Origin of the sequence: Bradyrhizobium ganzhouense, from assembly GCF_049949285.1 — a bacterium.
GTDB lineage: Bacteria > Pseudomonadota > Alphaproteobacteria > Rhizobiales > Xanthobacteraceae > Bradyrhizobium > Bradyrhizobium ganzhouense.
This window is the reverse complement of record NZ_CP181318.1, coordinates 6,234,663-6,251,002: the sequence shown is the minus strand read 5'-3', so window position 1 is coordinate 6,251,002 and position 16,340 is coordinate 6,234,663. Positions and strand designations below refer to the sequence as shown.

At 62.9% G+C, this 16,340-nt stretch carries 13 protein-coding genes; 9 read left to right on the top strand and 4 right to left on the bottom strand.

What is annotated here, in order from left to right; translation table 11 throughout:
- Positions 1-469: 469 nt before the first annotated feature.
- The 7 genes from ACLFLU_RS28905 to ACLFLU_RS28875 all read left to right on the top strand — a co-directional run bounded on the left by ACLFLU_RS28905 (position 470) and on the right by ACLFLU_RS28875 (position 10,837).
- Positions 470-4,117, top strand: a complete 3,648-nt coding sequence (locus tag ACLFLU_RS28905) for an alkaline phosphatase family protein (RefSeq protein ID WP_426408145.1) — start codon at positions 470-472, stop codon at positions 4,115-4,117.
- Between the two features lie 283 nt (positions 4,118-4,400).
- Positions 4,401-4,799: a DUF1127 domain-containing protein gene (locus ACLFLU_RS28900; RefSeq protein WP_426408144.1), complete on the top strand. Its 399-nt coding sequence runs from the start codon at positions 4,401-4,403 to the stop codon at positions 4,797-4,799.
- Positions 4,800-5,363, top strand: a complete 564-nt coding sequence (locus ACLFLU_RS28895; protein ID WP_426408143.1) for an N-acetyltransferase family protein — start codon at positions 4,800-4,802, stop codon at positions 5,361-5,363.
- Between the two features lie 28 nt (positions 5,364-5,391).
- The gene (locus ACLFLU_RS28890) at positions 5,392-6,327 is read left to right on the top strand and encodes a DUF1152 domain-containing protein (RefSeq protein WP_426408142.1); all 936 of its coding nucleotides are present in this window, start codon (positions 5,392-5,394) and stop codon (positions 6,325-6,327) included.
- Between the two features lie 112 nt (positions 6,328-6,439).
- A complete protein-coding gene (locus ACLFLU_RS28885) occupies positions 6,440-8,749 on the top strand; it encodes a xanthine dehydrogenase family protein molybdopterin-binding subunit (RefSeq protein WP_426408141.1) in 2,310 nt (769 codons plus the stop codon).
- 98 nt (positions 8,750-8,847) lie between these two features.
- Positions 8,848-9,297 carry a c-type cytochrome gene (locus ACLFLU_RS28880; RefSeq protein ID WP_426408140.1) on the top strand — a complete coding sequence of 150 codons (450 nt, stop codon included), beginning with the start codon at positions 8,848-8,850 and terminating at the stop codon, positions 9,295-9,297.
- Positions 9,298-9,553: 256 nt separating this feature from the next.
- Positions 9,554-10,837, top strand: coding sequence for a cystathionine gamma-synthase family protein (locus ACLFLU_RS28875; protein ID WP_426408139.1), 1,284 nt, complete (start codon positions 9,554-9,556; stop codon positions 10,835-10,837).
- 6 nt (positions 10,838-10,843) lie between these two features.
- On the opposite strand, the gene ACLFLU_RS28870 is transcribed toward ACLFLU_RS28875, so the two are convergent.
- Positions 10,844-11,218: a VF_A0006 family four-cysteine protein gene (locus tag ACLFLU_RS28870; protein ID WP_426408138.1), complete on the bottom strand. Its 375-nt coding sequence runs from the start codon at positions 11,216-11,218 to the stop codon at positions 10,844-10,846.
- Positions 11,219-11,380: 162 nt separating this feature from the next.
- Positions 11,381-11,800 carry a CHRD domain-containing protein gene (locus ACLFLU_RS28865; protein ID WP_426408137.1) on the bottom strand — a complete coding sequence of 140 codons (420 nt, stop codon included), beginning with the start codon at positions 11,798-11,800 and terminating at the stop codon, positions 11,381-11,383.
- A gap of 153 nt (positions 11,801-11,953) precedes the next feature.
- Between ACLFLU_RS28865 and ACLFLU_RS28860 the strand changes: the two genes are divergently transcribed.
- On the top strand, positions 11,954-12,880 hold the full coding sequence (locus tag ACLFLU_RS28860; protein ID WP_426408136.1) for a c-type cytochrome: 927 nt from the start codon (positions 11,954-11,956) through the stop codon (positions 12,878-12,880).
- Here ACLFLU_RS28860 and ACLFLU_RS28855 read toward each other — a convergent pair.
- A complete protein-coding gene (locus ACLFLU_RS28855) occupies positions 12,877-13,122 on the bottom strand; it encodes an Lrp/AsnC ligand binding domain-containing protein (RefSeq protein ID WP_045008738.1) in 246 nt (81 codons plus the stop codon). The two genes, ACLFLU_RS28860 and ACLFLU_RS28855, sit on opposite strands and share 4 nt — an antisense overlap.
- Before the next feature lie 171 nt (positions 13,123-13,293).
- A complete protein-coding gene (locus ACLFLU_RS28850; RefSeq protein WP_426408135.1) occupies positions 13,294-15,270 on the bottom strand; it encodes a PAS domain S-box protein in 1,977 nt (658 codons plus the stop codon).
- A 256-nt stretch (positions 15,271-15,526) separates the two neighbouring features.
- Here ACLFLU_RS28850 and thiD point away from each other — a divergent pair, with 256 nt between their 5' ends.
- Positions 15,527-16,327 carry a bifunctional hydroxymethylpyrimidine kinase/phosphomethylpyrimidine kinase gene (thiD, locus tag ACLFLU_RS28845; protein WP_426408134.1) on the top strand — a complete coding sequence of 267 codons (801 nt, stop codon included), beginning with the start codon at positions 15,527-15,529 and terminating at the stop codon, positions 16,325-16,327.
- Positions 16,328-16,340: the final 13 nt, after the last annotated feature.

Genomic DNA, 16,340 nt, shown 5'->3' with positions numbered 1-16,340 from the left:
TTAGTACCCTCATGTGATTGAATGAGGTACCTCCTCAGAGCCATTGGCTCGACATCTGAACTCAGCGAGTATCGAGACGAAATCGCAGTTCGTCGCGTCTCGGATTCAGCGAGTCGGGGCTTTCTGTCATCAGCAGTTTTGAAGAGGCAGAGCGAACCGTGGCAGCGGCGCGCCCAAATCTCTATTGCCCCGCTCCGGAGGGGGTTCATGCGGACGCCAAGTACCTCGCGTTCCGAGATTGCAGCAGTGGTCGTCTTGGAACCTGCTCGCTCGACCAACAGGCACCGCGATCTCCCACGCTTCGCTTGTCTTGGATCTGTTCCCCGGTCGCAACGATCCCTTCCATGATCTCCATTCAACAATTATCGCCCGTCCGCCTTCTGCGGGCGCCGCAGAGACGAACGCAAAGAGCAGCGCACCTTGATGAAAAAGGTTGCGCGCATCGAACCGCAATGGAGGACTGACGATCATGACCACGACTCCGAGCCACATTGTCGTCCTTTCCCTGGAAAATGAGAACTACTCCGACATCGTAGGTAGTGCTCAGGCGCCTTACCTGAACTCGCTGATCGCTCAGGGGATGCTGCTCACCAACGACTACGGTGTGACCCATCCGAGTCAGCCCAATTACATTGCCCTGTTTTCCGGCTCGACGCAGGGCGTCACCACCAACGGCACCTTTCCCCAGCTTCCGGCTAGCGTACCGACGCTGGCGAGCACGCTCGCCGCCAGCGGTCACACCTTCGGCGGTTACGCCGAAACCACGGCGGACCCCGAACGCCAACCTTGGATGGACTTCGCCAATTCGGCCAACGACGGTCACAATTTCAGCGCCTTTCCTCAGACCGCGGCCGGCTTCGCCAACCTTCCGACCGTCTCCTTTGTTTCCCCCAACGACGCCGACAACATGACGCCGACGAGCGACAATGGCGGCGGGATTCCAGCGGGAGATGCCTGGGTCCAGGCCAATCTCTCCGCCTACGCTGCCTGGGCGGAGGCCAACAATTCGCTGTTGATCGTCACCTTCGACGAAAACAACACCAATCCAGCGGTGACCTACCCCGATCACGTTGCGGCGATCGTAGTCGGCGGGGGCGTCCCGGCCGGGGTCGTCAACGCCTCGCCGGCTGGTCCCTATTCCTTGCTCGCCACGATCGAAAGCCTTTACGGCGCTGCGCCGATCGGCGCCAGCGCCGGCGTGCCGGCGCTCAACTTCTATTCGGCGCTGCCACCGACGTCGTCCACCTCGGTCGACCATTCATTTTCCGGATTGTCCGATCCGACCAACACTCCGCCCCAAAATGCGTTGGCGGTCGGGCCGAATTACATTTTCACCGTGGAGACCACTCACTACGAGATAACCGATCTCAGCGGCAATCCAATCGTATCCAACGGATCATTGCCCAGCTTGTTCTCGCCGCTTGGCGCCATCCTCGACAACCGCCTTCTCGACGCGCGCGCCGCCTATGATAGTTCGACCGGCCACTATGTGGTCGTCGCGAGCAATTTTCAGCCCGGAACCGGGAATTTCGCCACCAATATCGATATCGCCGTGTCGGTGGACAGCAATCCGAGCGACGGCTGGTATTTGACTTCGATCGACACGTCCCACAGCGGCACGACCCAATCGGACATGCCCTATCTGTCGGTCAGCAACGGCAAAATCTACATCTCCGCGCCCGAATATCCCGACGCGGGAGGCGCCTACAGCAACGGCGAATTCGTCGTTAACGAAAGCAGCGTGATAGCCGCTGCAAACGCCCCGATCACGCCCGACGCCAGCGCTATCGCGTCAGGGAGCGGCGGCATCATGCGCAATGTCGCCGGCGGCAACGGGGTGACCTATTATTTGAGCTCCTATTCGACCGGTAACGACACCGCGCTCACATATCAAACCTACGATCCGACGCACGGCTTCAGTGGGACCCAAACGCTCTTCCTCCAGGACGCCGATGTCGGTGGGGGCGGAAGCAACTACACCGCGGCGCAGTTGGGCACGACCAAGACGCTCGACATTAACGACGGACGCATCCAGGGCCTTGCCTACACCTCCTCGGGAGGACACAACTACGTCTATGGCGTGAGCGAAACCAAGCCGAGCGCAGGGTCGCCCGCGCAAATCGAGTGGTTCAAGCTCGACGTCACCGATCCCACGAATCCGCAATTTGTCATCGGGAACGTGATTTCCGGCGCCTCCATCGGCGCGGGTGTGGCCGTGTTCACCCCTTCGATTGCGGTCGATCAGAACGGCGACGTGCTCATCAATTTTTCGGCCTCCGGGCCGAACATGTACCCTTCCGACTATTATACGGTGCTCGGCGCCGGCGCTTCCACCTTCACCGCGCCGACGCTTTACCAGGCGAGCAGTACGTTTTTCGATTCCGGCGCTCTGAACGACCAGCGCTGGGGCACCTATTCGACCGCAATCGCCGATCCGAACAACGCGAATGGGTTCTGGATATCGAGTGAATATGTCGCCAACGGATGGTGGCAAACGGCGGTAGCTCAGGTCAGTGTCCATCCGGATACGACGCCGCCGGCTCCGCCCACCGGCCTGTCGCTCGACCCGACGACGGACAGCGGTACGATCGGCGATAACATCACCAGCTTTGCGCACGTCAAGATCGACGGCACGGCCGAGCGCGGCAGCGCGGTGACGCTGTATGATAGCAACGACACGACCGTGCTTGGCACGGGCACTGCGGACCTGACGACTGGCGCGTTCAGTATTACGACATCGGCGCTAACCGAAGGGACGCACAATATCACGGCGAAAGCGACCGATGCGTGGGGAAATACGAGCGCTGCGTCCGCGGTCCTTGCGGTGACGGAGGACCTACCGGTGGTGACGGCGGCATCAGCGAACGTTGCCGCGAAGGCAGGTCAATCGTTTGCGATCTCAAGCCTCTTCAGTGCAAGCGATTCCGACGGCGATGCTCTGATCTATATGGTCTATGACGGCACCACGACTGCCGGTCATGGCCATTGGGTGGTGGACGGGACGGTGGTGCCGCAGGCCACGCCCTATTGGGTATCGCAGGCGCAGCTCGCACAGACTTCGTTCGTGGCCGGGGCAATGGGCACGTCCGACGATATCCGGATGGTCGCCTATGACGGCCACGTTTATTCCGGCAACGGGAGCTGGACCAAAACGCTGGTCAGCGTGGCGGATTCCGCGCCGGTGATGACCTTGCCAGACGGCGCCAACGTGGCGGCGGCCCCCGGCTCGTCGCTGGCGGTCAACAGCCTGTTCAGCGCCACCGATGCTGATGGCGATGCGCTGAGCTATTTGATCTACGACGGCACGACGACGGCCGGTCACGGCCATTGGGAGGTGAACGGCACCGTCATGCCGCAGGCGACCCCCGCTTGGGTGACGCAAGCGCAGCTCGCACAGACGACGTTCGTGACGGGGACGATCGGCGTCACCGACGATGTCCGCATGATCGCGTATGACGGGCAAGCCTATTCGGGCGGCGGGGTGTGGTCCAAGGTGAGCGTGCTCGCAGCAGATTCTCTGCCGCAGATGACCTTGCCGAGTGGAAGCAGCGTGTCGACGACCGCAGGCCATGCGCTCGCAATCAGCAGCCTGTTCAGCGCCACCGATGCCGATGGGGATACGCTGAGCTATCTGGTCTATGACGGCACAACGACGGCCGGTCATGGCCATTTCGTGGTCGATGGGACCGTGGTGCCGCAGGCCACCCCGTTCTGGGTCACGCAGGCCCAGCTCTCGCAAACAACGTTTGTGGCGGGAGCCGCGGGCAGTTCCGATGATGTTCGTATGATCGCCTATGACGGCCACGGCTATTCTGGCAATGGGATCTGGTCCAAAGTACAGGTCAACGCCGGAACGGGCGCTGCGCCGGCCGCCGCGCAGAATGTTGTCAGTAGCGCCGTGCCGAGCGACTCCTTCGATTTTAGTCGCCTGCAAAGTTCATCGACAGCGTCGACAACCGCGGACACGTTGCAGCTTGTCGACCCGATCGCCCCCGGCGCATCCAATCTCGATACGCATCAGGTAGTACTGGCGAGCGCCATCCACGACGCGGCAGCGCTTTCCGTGCATTCAATTGGCCATCCGGGCGCGGATCCCAGCGACTGGCATCTCGTGTAAACAGGACTTCCGGGGCGAGTTCGCCGGATCGTGGGACTCGCCTCCAAGGTGCAAGTGACATCCGCACACCTCTTGATTTTGCGCGATTGCCGTGCTATTGGCCGCTCATGATTAAACGCTCGCGCAACGTCAACTTCTCGCACATGACCCGCTTCGGCTGGGCCGTGGAAGGAGTCGTGCGCTAGGAATTCGTCGACGACATCTTTCCACCAGGCCCCGCCGGCATCGGACGGGGCCTTTTGTTTGGCCACGCTCCCTGCCGGCACAACAGCAGGAGCATGCGATGCCACCCCAATTGACGAACGTCTCACCCGGGATTGCGGGCGATGCCGCAAGGCGCGTCCCCAAGCTCTCCATCGTGTCAGCGAAGAACGCGGTCGACCAGGCGTTGGCAGCACGCCTCAAGGCGTCTGCTGCAGCACTGGAGAGCGCTCTGGCGGACGAGGACATTGCCGGACCAACGGCCGCATCGAGGCCAAGCGTTCTCGGCCTGCTCAGGCAATATTGGCTTGCGTATCTGGAACGGCGCCAGAGCCCGCAGCTCACCTTGCAGGACCTGAGCGACAGGGAACTGATGGATATCGGCCTGACGCGCGGCGAGATCGACCACCTCACGCCTCAGCGATCGATCGATACGCTGAGAGATAACACGCGGTTTCTCTGGAGCCGTGGCGGGATGTAGATGACGTTCTCACGCTATCGCAATGGAAAGGCGGACATCATGGCCTCAAATGCAGTCATTCCCCAGACGGATGTCGAAATCCGACGATTGACTGTCGATGATCTGGATTGTCTTCGCGAAATTCGTGCGGAGGCAATTCAGACGCACCCTCAATCGTTTGGTTCTCCTGAAGAGGACGAAGGCGGTGATGCGATGATGGCGGCTTATCGCCATTGGCTCAATGGCACTATCCTCGGCGCATTTGGATGCGAAGGCCTGGTCGGAGTCGCGGGCCTTTATGTCTCGGCGTATAAGAGATCGCAGCACAGGGGACACATCTTCTCGGTCTACATCAGGGAGAATGATCGAGGCAAAGGCGTCGGGGATCAGCTCATCAAGAAGCTTCTTGCGCATGCAAGGTCGCGCGTCGAACAGGTGCATCTTGCCGTGGTGTCAACAGCGGCCGCTGCAATCAAGACCTATGAACGCAATGGGTTTGAGATCTACGGCACTGATCCCCGTGTCGTCCGCATAGGTGACACCACTTACGACAATCACCTTATGATGAAGAGATTCAGCGACTAGCGTCGGTGAAGGCGGTAGGGCTTCAAACATGATTCCGTTTCTCGGACGATTGAACAGCGCGACGAACGTGCTTGTTGCCGGCTGCGGCGGTGGCTTCGACGTCTTCGCCGGGGTCCCGCTCGCGCAGTATCTGACATCGCAGGGCAAGCAGGTGGTGTTCGCCAGCCTCTCTTTCACGAATTTGTGGCTGTGCGGCGGCGAGCGTGTCGGGGAGACGGTTTGGCGCGTCGATCAGCGCGCCGCGGAAATCCCATACTTTCCGGAGAAATGGCTGGCTGAATGGCTCGGCCGGCGCGAGCAGCCCGTGCCGATCTATGCGTTTGCGAAGAGCGGCGTTCGCCCGCTGGCGGCGGCGTATCGTTCGATCGTCGACCGTCATGACATCGACACGGTCATTCTGGTCGACGGCGGAACGGACAGTCTCGTGTTCGGCGATGAGCCCGGCGTCGGCAGTGTCGTCGAGGACGCGGTCTCGCTGATTGCCGCCGATCAGGCCGCAGGCGAGCGGGTGCTGCTCGCCGCGATCGGCTTCGGTGTGGATCATTATCACGGTGTCTCGCATCATGCGTTCCTGGAAAACACAGCGCAGTTGATTCGGGACGGCGGGTTTCTCGGGATGTTGTCGTTGTCGCAGGGCAGCAAGGAGGCCGAGGCTTTCCTCGATCTGGTCGATTATGCCAACCAGCGCCAGCCGCAGCACCCGAGCATCGTCTGCAATTCGATTGCGAGTGCATTGCGGGGTGAGTTTGGCAACTATCATGCCACCAACCGCACCAGCGGGAACGAACTCTTCATCAATCCGCTGATGACACAGTACTGGACGTTCCAGTCCTCGGCCGTGGTTCGCCGCATGGCCTATGCAGGCCAGCTAGCCGAGACCGAACGCGCCGAGGACGTCCGCAGGATCATCGATCTTCACAGGGAAATAGCCGAGGTGCGGCCTTTCCGTCCGATCCCGCTTTGACGGGGGAAAGCTGGCCGGATTTTTCGCGGGCCGCGCCTGCCTAAACCCGTTTGCCTTGCCTCTTTTTCCACGGCAATATGCCGGCAAAACAACCATAGGACGGGACAAGAAAATGGCGGCTCCCATCAAGTTCGGCGTTGGCCAAAGCGTGCTGCGCAAGGAGGATGACGCGCTCATCCGCGGCAAGGGCCGCTATACCGACGATTTCGCGCCGCAGGCCGCACTGCGCTGCCTGATGCTGCGCTCGCCGCATGCGCACGCCAAATTCACCATCGACGCGAGCCGCGCCCGCACCCTTCCCGGGGTGGCGCTGATCCTGACCGCCGCTGAGGTCGGGGATCTCGGCAATCTGCCCTGCCTGTTCAATTTCGAGGCCGATCCCTTCACCGGCCCGCCTTACCCGATCCTCGCCAAGGACGAGGTGCGCCATGTCGGCGATTCCATCGCCTTCGTGGTCGCCGAGACCATCGACCAGGCCCGCGACGCGATCGAGGCGATCGAGGTCAAATGGTCGCCGCTGCCGTCGGTGACCGGCCTCGTCAATGCCGTGAAGAAGGACGCGCCGCAGGTCTGGCCCGACAAGCCCGGCAATGTGCTGTTCGACGTCTCGATCGGCGACAAGGCCGCGACTGAAGCCGCCTTCGCCAAGGCGCATACGGTGGCCGAGATCTCCATCGTCAATCCGCGCGTGGTCGCGAGCTTCATGGAGACGCGCGCGGCGGTCTGCGAATACGACGCCAAGAACGATCATCTGACGCTGACGATCGGCAGCCAGGGCAGCCACCGCCTGCGCGACATCCTGTGCCAGAACGTGCTGAACATTCCGACCGAGAAGATGCGGGTGATCTGCCCCGATGTCGGCGGCGGCTTCGGCACGAAGCTGTTTCCGTACCGCGAATACGCCCTGGTGGCGGTCGCGGCACGCAAGCTGAAGAAGGCGGTGAAGTGGGCGGCCGATCGCTCCGAGCACTTCATGGGCGACGCGCAGGGCCGTGACAACGTCACCACCGCGAAGATGGCGATGGCCGAGGACGGCAAATTCCTCGCAATGGATTGCGACCTGATGGGCGACATGGGCGCCTATCTGTCGACCTTCGGGCCCTACATTCCGCATGGCGGCGCCGGCATGCTGCCGGGCCTCTACGACCTCCAGGCCTTCCACTGCCGGGTGCGGACCATCTTCACCAACAGCGTGCCGGTCGATGCCTATCGCGGTGCGGGCCGGCCCGAGGCGGCCTATGTCATCGAGCGCCTGGTCGATGCCTGCGCGCGCAAGATGGACATGACGCCGGACGCGATCCGCCGCAAGAATTTCATCCAGCCGAAGGCACTGCCCTACAAGACCGCGACCGGCAAGGTCTATGATTCCGGCGACTTCGCCGCGCATCTGAAGCGCGCGATGGAGATCGCCGACTGGAAGGAGTTTTCCAAGCGCGCCAAGGCGGCCAAGAAGGACGGCCTGATCCGCGGCATCGGGCTTGCGAGCTATGTCGAAGTCTGCGGCACCATGGGCGAGGAGACCGCCAATGTGCGGATGGATCCCAATGGCGACATCACCGTCCTGATCGGCACGCAGTCGAGCGGGCAGGGCCACCAGACCGCCTATGCGCAGATCGTCGCCGAGCAGTTCGGCGTGGCGCCGGAGCGCGTGCACGTCCACCAGGGCGACACCGCGATGATCGCCACGGGCCTCGGCACCGGCGGCTCGGCCTCGATCCCCTCAGGCGGCGTCAGCGTCGAGCGCGCCACGCGCGAGCTCGGCCAGAAGCTGAAGGAGATCGCGGCGCAGGCGCTGGAAGCGAGCGCCGGCGACCTCGAGATCACCGATGGCATCGTACGCATCGCCGGCACCGACCGTTCGATCTCGTTTGCCGATCTCGCCAAGCGACCGGGTGCCGATCCCTCCAAGCTGAATGCGAGCGCGACGTTTGCCAGCGCCGACGGCACCTATCCCAACGGCACCCATGTCGCGGAAGTCGAGATCGATCCGGCGACCGGCATCATCAGAATCGTCAACTACGTGATCGTCGACGATTTCGGCAAGACGCTCAATCCGTTGCTGTTGGCAGGCCAGGTGCATGGCGGCGCCATGCAGGGCATCGGCCAGGCGCTGATGGAGCAGGTGGTGTATGGCGCCGGTGACGGCCAGCTCATCACCGCGACCTTCATGGACTACGCGCTGCCGCGCGCAGCCGACGGTCCGTCCTTCGTGTTCGAGACCAACAACATTCCCTGCACGACCAATCCGATGGGCGTGAAGGGCGCGGGCGAGGCCGGCGCGATCGGCTCCTGTCCGGCGGTCGTCAACGCCATCGTCGACGGGCTCTGGCGCGAGTACAAGATCGACCACATTGACATGCCGGCGACACCAGAACGTGTTTGGATCGCGATCAACGAGCATCACCGCCGCCACAGCCTTTGACGCGGCCGTCAGGCCCGCGGGAATGAACTGCCCGCGGCCGGGTTCTAACCCTCATGGTCTTCCCCCCAAACCGACATGCAAGCCGGAGTAACAAGCCTATGAAACGAATTTTGATTGTCGCGGGCACCTTGCTTCTGGGTGCAGGCGCCGTGATGGCGCAGCAGGAGGTTGCCGTCCAGCAGGACAATCTGATGCGCTCGCAGGCCAAGAGCATGTACGGCGTGATCCTCAAGATGACGAAGGGCGAAATCCCCTACGATCAGAAGGCCGTCGACGCGGCGATCGCCAGTCTCGAGGCCGACGTCGCCAAGATCTCCAAGACCTTCGAGGTCAATCCCAAGCAGGACGTCGTCAACGCATGGTACGGCGCGTCGCCAAAAGTCTGGCAGAACAAGGCCGATTTCGACTCCAAGATCCCGCCGGTGCAGAAGGCGATCGCGGACGTCAAGGGCAAGATCACCAACCTCGCCAGCCTGAAGGCCGCCTACACCAGCATCAACGACCGCTGCACCGACTGCCACGAGACGTATCGGCTGAAGCTGAAGTAAGGCGGCGCCGTTCGTGTGCTTGTAGCCCGGATGGAGCGAAGCGAAATCCCGGGCAGCTGTCGAAGCGGATAGGCAGGTCCCGGATTTCGCTGCGCTCCATCCGGGCTACGGCAGCACATCCGCAAATTCTCCTCCCATGGCCTGACGGATCGCCGTCGGAGTGGTTATGTTTGCTCGCGCCGCCGCGGCGTCGATGCCTCACGCTGTCCAGAGTTCCGACGTACGGCGGCGATCCTAGGCAACAGCGAGGCAGGCCATGGTCAAACCGTTCCCGTCCAAAACCCATATCGGCAACCATATGCTGCATCCGGAAACGCTGATGCTGACCTATGGCTATGATCCGCAATTGTCGGAAGGTGCCATCAAGCCGCCGGTGTTTCTGACCTCGACCTTCGTGTTCAGGACGGCCGAGGACGGGCAGGATTTCTTCGATTTCGTCGCGGGCCGTCGCGAGCCGCCGGAGGGCATGGGCGCGGGCCTGGTCTATTCGCGCTTCAACCACCCCAACAGCGAAATCGTCGAGGACAGGCTCGCCATCTATGAGCGCACCGAGAGCTGTGTCCTTTTCGCATCCGGCATGGCGGCCATCGCGACCACGATCCTGGCTTTCATCCGGCCAGGCGATGTCATCCTGCACTCCCAGCCGCTCTATGGCGGGACGGAAACCTTGTTGACGAACACGCTTTCGCGGCTCTCGATCGGCGCGGTCGGCTTTGCCGACGGCATCGATGAAGCGGTGGTCGGCCAGGCCGCGGAGGAGGCCATGCGCAAGGGCCGGGTCGCGATGATCCTGATCGAAACGCCGGCCAACCCGACCAACGGCCTGGTCGACGTCGCGATGATGCGCCGCGTCGCAGAGGCCATCGGAAAGGCCCAGGGCCACACACCCATCATCGCCTGCGACAACACGCTGCTCGGTCCGGTGTTTCAGCGGCCGATCGAGCATGGCGCGGATATTTCGCTGTACTCGCTGACCAAATATGTCGGTGGCCATTCCGACCTGATCGCGGGTGCCGCGCTCGGCTCGAAGGCGATCATGAAGGGCATCAAGGCGCTACGCGGCGCGATCGGCACCCAACTCGATCCGCATTCCTGCTGGATGATCAACCGCTCGCTCGAGACCTTGAGCCTGCGCATGGAGAAGGCCGACAGCAATGCGCGCCTCGTGGCAGATTATCTGCGCGATCACGCCAAGGTGGCGAAGGTCCACTATCTCGGTCATCACGAGGAGACCTCGCCGGCGGGACGCGTGTTCGCGCGGCAATGTCTCGGTGCGGGATCGACGTTCTCGTTCGACATCGTCGGCGGCCAGGCGGCAGCGGAGAAATTCCTCAACGGCCTGCAGATCTTCAAGCTCGCGGTGAGCCTCGGCGGAACCGAGTCGCTGGCGAGCCTGCCGGCGACGATGACCCATTCCGGCGTGCCCGCCGACATCCGCCGCAAGATCGGCGTGCTCGATTGCACCATCCGGCTGTCGATCGGCATCGAAAATCCGTCGGACCTGATCGCGGACCTTGAGCATGCGCTGAGCGCGGCGTGAGCGCTATCAAAGCGGATTGGACGTGCGGCATGCCGACATGATGGCCGCGGCAGCCTCGTTGCTCTGCGCACCCGAGAGCTGCCGCACGAGGCAGATGTAGTAGCCCTTGCTGGACGCGTTCAACAGGGAATCGCCGTTGACCGCGAGCCAGTTGCAAGCCGAGCGGATATACTGGACCGCAAGCGGCGATCTCGTGTCGCGGATGGCGGACAGCTCGCATTGAGCCTGCCTTTCCATGTCGGTTTGCGCGACGACGAATTCAGCCGATAAAAAAAGCATTCCCGCAGCAAAGACTGCGGTCAGAATGGCTTTCAACGCGCGAGCCGCGGAGCGGGAAGCGAAGTTCGGCGGCATATTCCGTTCAAGCAATATTTTGATCATGAACCGCTCCAGGCGCTGCGGATGAGGGTGCGCCAATGAACATTCTAGCCTCGTAGCTCCGTTGGCTCCATCCCGGCTACGGGTCGTTGTACCCGTCCGGAATCGAAAAGGCCGGACGCTCCTTCTTGCGCCCGGCCTTCGCGAATGAAATTGCTATAAAACTTACTTGGTCACCTGGCCGCGGATTTCGCCGCCCGGGTTGGCCGCGGTGTGAATGTTGACGTAGAGCTTGCCGGCGAGGAGATCGGAGGCCTGCGCGTCGGTCAGCGTCGCCGAGCCTTCGGCCGGGCTGTTGGCGATGCCCGGGATCGGGACCAGGACGCCGGCGTTCTTGCTGGTGTCGGCGGGGCCGTGGAAGTGGGCGGCGGTGGCGGGGCCGGTGAGGCCGGAATAGCTCACCTTCCAGGAGAGCTTCTTGGTGGCGGCGTCATAGTCGATATCGGCCGTGCCGGTGCCGCTGCTGGCAGTGGCGGGCACTTCGGACTTGGCGTCCAGCACAGCCTTCAGTTTCTCCGCGCTTGCCGAGCCTGCGAATGCGACGGCGGCTCCGAGCGCCAGCGTGGCAAAAAGCGCTTTGTTCATCGGTCTCTCCCTGTTGACGCCTGATTGCTGTCAACTTGCAAACAGTGCGGTTCCGACTTTATTCCCGGATTCCGATCAAACCATCTAAATTATTCGTGGCTGGAGCGGCTGCGGGATGATCCGTAAATTCGCCAGAGCCCGATGGGATCCTCAATGCTGCGACGAATAGTTCATGTTGTCTTGATTGCTGCTGTCGCAGCCTTTGCCGTCTACTGGTGGCTGACCGCGCCGACCGCTTTGGCCTTGCCGGCGCCGACTCGCGGGCCTGATCTCGCCAATGGGCAGGAGCTGTTCAATGCCGGCGGCTGCTCGTCCTGCCATGCCGTGCCCAACCAGCCTGATCGCCTGCGGCTCGGCGGCGGCCTGGCGCTCGGCTCGCCGTTCGGAACGTTCTATGTGCCGAACATTTCCCCTGACCCCACCGACGGCATCGGCCGCTGGAGCGAAGCCGATTTCGTCAACGCGGTGATGCGCGGCATCTCGCCTGAGGGCACGCACTACTTCCCGGCGTTTCCCTACACCTCCTATCATCTCGCCAAGGTCGACGATGTCCGCGATCTCTTTGCGTATCTGAAGACGCTGCCGCCGGTCGCCGGCCGGGTGCGCGACCACGATTTGCCGTTTCCTTTCGACATCCGCCGCAATGTCGGCATCTGGAAATTGCTGTTCATGGACGTCAGACCGTTCGTGCCGGATGCGGCGCGGCCGGCGCATTGGAATCGCGGCGCCTATCTCGTCAACGGCTTTGGCCATTGCGCCGAGTGCCACAGTCCGCGCAATGCGCTTGGCGGTATCAGCCGGGGTGAGCGGTTCGCCGGTGGTCCCAATCCCGAGGGCGAGGGCTGGGTGCCGAACATCACGCAGAAGGGTATTGGCGGCTGGAGCGAGAAGGATATTGCCGACTTCCTGGAGACCGGCGACATGCCCGAAGGCGACAGCGCATCGGGCTCGATGCGGCCGGTGATCAAGAACCTCGCGCAGTTGACGCCGGAAGATCGCGCCGCGATGGCCGCCTATCTGAAGTCGCTGCCGCCGGTCGACGGCCCGACGCCGCCCAAGCGCAAGCAGGGCGGTAGTTAGCTCGCGCCGAACGCCTTGAAGGTGATGATGGTGAGCGTGTCCTGGATGCCGGGCAGCACCTGCACCTTCTCGTTGATGAAGTGGCCGATGTCGGTGTCGTTGTCGACATAGAACTTCACCAGCAAATCGTAATGGCCGGCCGTGGAGTAGATCTCGGAGGCGATCTCGGCTTCGGCAAGCGCATTTGCGACCGTATAGGACTGGCCGAGCTTGCATTTGATCTGGACGAAAAAGGGAACCATTGCAGTCACTCCGAAGGCATATCTTACCGGCTAATAGGCCAAAACCGGCCAGCTTTAGCAAGCGAACTTGCTGTCTGCGGGGACAAGCCGCCCGCGGCCATCCTTCGAGACGCCCGCCTGCAGCGGGCCCTCAGGATGAGGTCGTGTTTCGCGGCGGGATATCAAACCCGCCTACGAATTCATTGTCGCCGCGGTGAATGCGTCCCTGAGCCGCTGGGCGAGCTCGGCCTTGCGATAGGGCTTGGTCAGGACCACTGCCTCCGCCTGCGCGCGGCCCTGCTCGACCAGGGTCTCCAGCGCATAGCCGGAGGTGAACAGCACCGGCAGGCCCGGCCGAATCCGCCGGGCATGGTCGGCGAGCTCCCAGCCGCTCATCCCGCCGGGCATGACGATATCGGTGAACAGCATGTCGATGCCGGGATCAGCGCGCAGCCGCTGCAGGGCCTCCCGGCCGTTGACAGCGGCCACGACGCGATAGCCAAGCGCCTCGACCCGGAGGATGACCGAGGAGCGCACGAACGGATCGTCCTCGGCGATCAGGATGGTCTCGTGGCCGCGCGGCGCAGTGTCTTCGCTGTCCAGAACGTCGGTCGGCGATTGTCCGCCGCCTGCGCACGGCAGGTAGATCCGGATCGTCGTCCCCAGGCCCTGTTCGCTATAGATCGAGACATGGCCGTCGGATTGTTTGGCGAAGCCATAGACCATGCTCAGTCCGAGCCCTGAACCCTTGCCGACCTCCTTGGTGGTGAAGAACGGCTCGAAGGCGTGCTCGATCACCTCGGGCGTCATGCCTTCGCCGTCGTCGGTGACGGCAATCAGCGCGTAGGCGCCGGATGCCACTTCCGGGTGCAGGGCGCGATAGTCCTCGTCGATTGCAGCGAGCTCGGTGCTCAGCGTCAGATGTCCGCCTGTTGGCATCGCGTCCTGCGCGTTGAGCGCAAGGTTCAGCACGGCGGATTCGAGCTGGGCGCGGTCGGCAAAGGCCTGGATGGTGCCAGGACCGAACGCCGTCTTGATCTCGATGTTTTCGCGCAAGGTGCGCTTGAGCAGCTTGAGCATGGACTCCAGCAACTCGCGGCAATCGATCGCCGTTGGCTGGAGCAATTGGCGGCGGCTGAATGCCAGCAGTCGCCGCGTCAGCTCCGCGCCGCGTTCGCCGGACTCGCAGATGTCGTCGGCAAATTGTCGCAGGTCGGGCCGCGCCTTGAGCTGCTCGCTCAGATGCTCGGCATTGCCGATGATGACGGTGAGGAGATTGTTGAAGTCGTGGGCGATGCCGCCGGAGAGCTGGCCGACCGTCTCCATCTTCTGCGCCTGCTGGAGCTGCTGCTCGGTCAGCTTGCGTCTGGTCAGATCGTGGATGATGCCAACGTAGATCAGCTCGCCGTCCTGCCACGCCTGGCCTACCGAAAGGTTCATCGGGAAGGTCGATCCGTCCTTGCGCAGGCCGGCGGCTTCCCCGGTTGCGAAACGCTGCGCATGACGGGCGGATGAGGGCCTCTCCTCGGACATCAGCATGCCGATGTCCAGATTCATGACCTCGTCGGCGCGATAGCCGAACAACCGTTCGCAGGCGGGGTTGAACAGCAGAATGCGGGCTTGCGCGTCGAACAGGATGACGCCGTCGACCGCGGTTTCGACGATGGCGGTGAGACGCGTTACGCTTTCGCGCATCGCACGCTGGGCCTCTCCGACCTGCCGCAGCAACAGCGTCGCGTCCCGGCTCTTGATCTCCTCCTCTTCGAGCGCGGCCTGAACCTTCTGCAGCTCGAACGGGGAGGGAATCGTCAGAATTTTTGGCAGCAGCGGCCAGAGCGCGGCTGCGGTGAAGATCGACGCGATCGCGGTCGCTGCCTTGACCAGGCCCTCGATGCCGTAGATTGGAACCCAGAGCGTGTAGATCGACAGCACGTGCGTCAGGCCGCAGGCCATGATGAAGATCGCGAACGCCCAAAAGACCCAGCCGAATTGGAGGTCGCGCCGTTTGGTGACGAGGATCGCGAGCGCGAACGGGATCGAGAAATACGCCGCCGCGATGCAAGCGTCGGAGACGACGTGGAGCCAGATCAGCTCAGGCTCCCACAGCAGGCAGATGCCGTGCGGTGAGAACATCGAGGAGTCGAGGATGCGTTCGAAGTAGGCCCACATGATACAGTCCCGAGAGGGTTACAGGCCAGGGGCGGCCCGCAACATGGTATCGCAGCGAATCGATCAACGTTTCACTGATTTGGATGGGCTCGCCAAGGCGGGGTGATGCCCAGGCATATTTTCGCTGCGTGTGCACGGTTGCGGGGCGACAATGTCGTGCGGCAACGCGACCGCCTGATTCGCCGGCTTGCTGGGGCTCCGCCGGCACGCTAGGACAGGCTATGGCCATGTCCCTTTCAAGCAAGCGTATCCTGCGATGACCACGCCGGTGGCGCTCACCATCGCCGGCTCGGATTCAAGCGGTGGCGCCGGCATTCAGGCCGACCTGAAGACCTTTGCCGCGCTCGGCGTCTACGGCGCGTCCGCGATCACGGCGCTGACGGCGCAGAACACCAAAGGCGTCACCGGTATTCACGCGGTGCCGGCCGGGTTCGTCACCGCGCAGATCGATGCGGTGTTCTCCGATCTCGATGTCGGCGCGGTCAAGATCGGCATGGTGGCGCAAGCCGAGAGCATCGATGCGATCGCCTCGGCGCTGGCGCGCTGGAAGCCTAGCCATATCGTGCTCGATCCCGTGATGGTCGCAACCTCGGGCGATCGCCTGCTGGCGGCGGAAGCTGTCGAAGCGTTGCGCACCAAGCTGATGCGGCTGGCGTCGGTGATCACGCCAAATCTGCCGGAGGCGGCCGCACTGCTAGACCAGCCGGTCGCGCGAAGCGAGGCCGAGATCGAAAGCCAGGGGCGTCGTCTGCTCGAACTCGGCTGCCGCGCGGTCCTGATCAAGGGCGGGCACGGCGAGGGCAGTCAGAGCATCGACTATCTCGTCAGCGCCGACAAAGCGATCGCGCTTGCCGCGCCGCGCGTCGCCACGCGCAACACCCATGGCACCGGCTGCTCTTTGTCCTCGGCGGTTGCAGCGGGCCTCGCCAAAGGCGAGGATCTCGAGACAGCCGTGCGCAACGCCAAGGCCTGGATCAGCGCGGCGATCGAAGCTGCCGACCGCTTCAGCGTCGGCCACGGTCACGGGCCGATCCACCATTTCCACAAGTTTTACTGACGCCGGCTGCGGA

Excerpts from the sequence above, each read along its gene's own strand:
- ACLFLU_RS28905 (WP_426408145.1), top strand. The coding sequence starts at position 470 with ATGACCACGACTCCGAGCCACATTGTCGTCCTTTCCCTGGAAAATGAG.
- ACLFLU_RS28900 (WP_426408144.1), top strand. The coding sequence starts at position 4,401 with ATGCCACCCCAATTGACGAACGTCTCACCCGGGATTGCGGGCGATGCC.
- ACLFLU_RS28895 (WP_426408143.1), top strand. The coding sequence starts at position 4,800 with ATGACGTTCTCACGCTATCGCAATGGAAAGGCGGACATCATGGCCTCA.
- ACLFLU_RS28890 (WP_426408142.1), top strand. The coding sequence starts at position 5,392 with ATGATTCCGTTTCTCGGACGATTGAACAGCGCGACGAACGTGCTTGTT.
- ACLFLU_RS28885 (WP_426408141.1), top strand. The coding sequence starts at position 6,440 with ATGGCGGCTCCCATCAAGTTCGGCGTTGGCCAAAGCGTGCTGCGCAAG.
- ACLFLU_RS28880 (WP_426408140.1), top strand. The coding sequence starts at position 8,848 with ATGAAACGAATTTTGATTGTCGCGGGCACCTTGCTTCTGGGTGCAGGC.
- ACLFLU_RS28875 (WP_426408139.1), top strand. The coding sequence starts at position 9,554 with ATGGTCAAACCGTTCCCGTCCAAAACCCATATCGGCAACCATATGCTG.
- ACLFLU_RS28870 (WP_426408138.1), bottom strand. The coding sequence starts at position 11,218 with ATGATCAAAATATTGCTTGAACGGAATATGCCGCCGAACTTCGCTTCC.
- ACLFLU_RS28865 (WP_426408137.1), bottom strand. The coding sequence starts at position 11,800 with ATGAACAAAGCGCTTTTTGCCACGCTGGCGCTCGGAGCCGCCGTCGCA.
- ACLFLU_RS28860 (WP_426408136.1), top strand. The coding sequence starts at position 11,954 with ATGCTGCGACGAATAGTTCATGTTGTCTTGATTGCTGCTGTCGCAGCC.
- ACLFLU_RS28855 (WP_045008738.1), bottom strand. The coding sequence starts at position 13,122 with ATGGTTCCCTTTTTCGTCCAGATCAAATGCAAGCTCGGCCAGTCCTAT.
- ACLFLU_RS28850 (WP_426408135.1), bottom strand. The coding sequence starts at position 15,270 with ATGTGGGCCTACTTCGAACGCATCCTCGACTCCTCGATGTTCTCACCG.
- thiD (WP_426408134.1), top strand. The coding sequence starts at position 15,527 with ATGACCACGCCGGTGGCGCTCACCATCGCCGGCTCGGATTCAAGCGGT.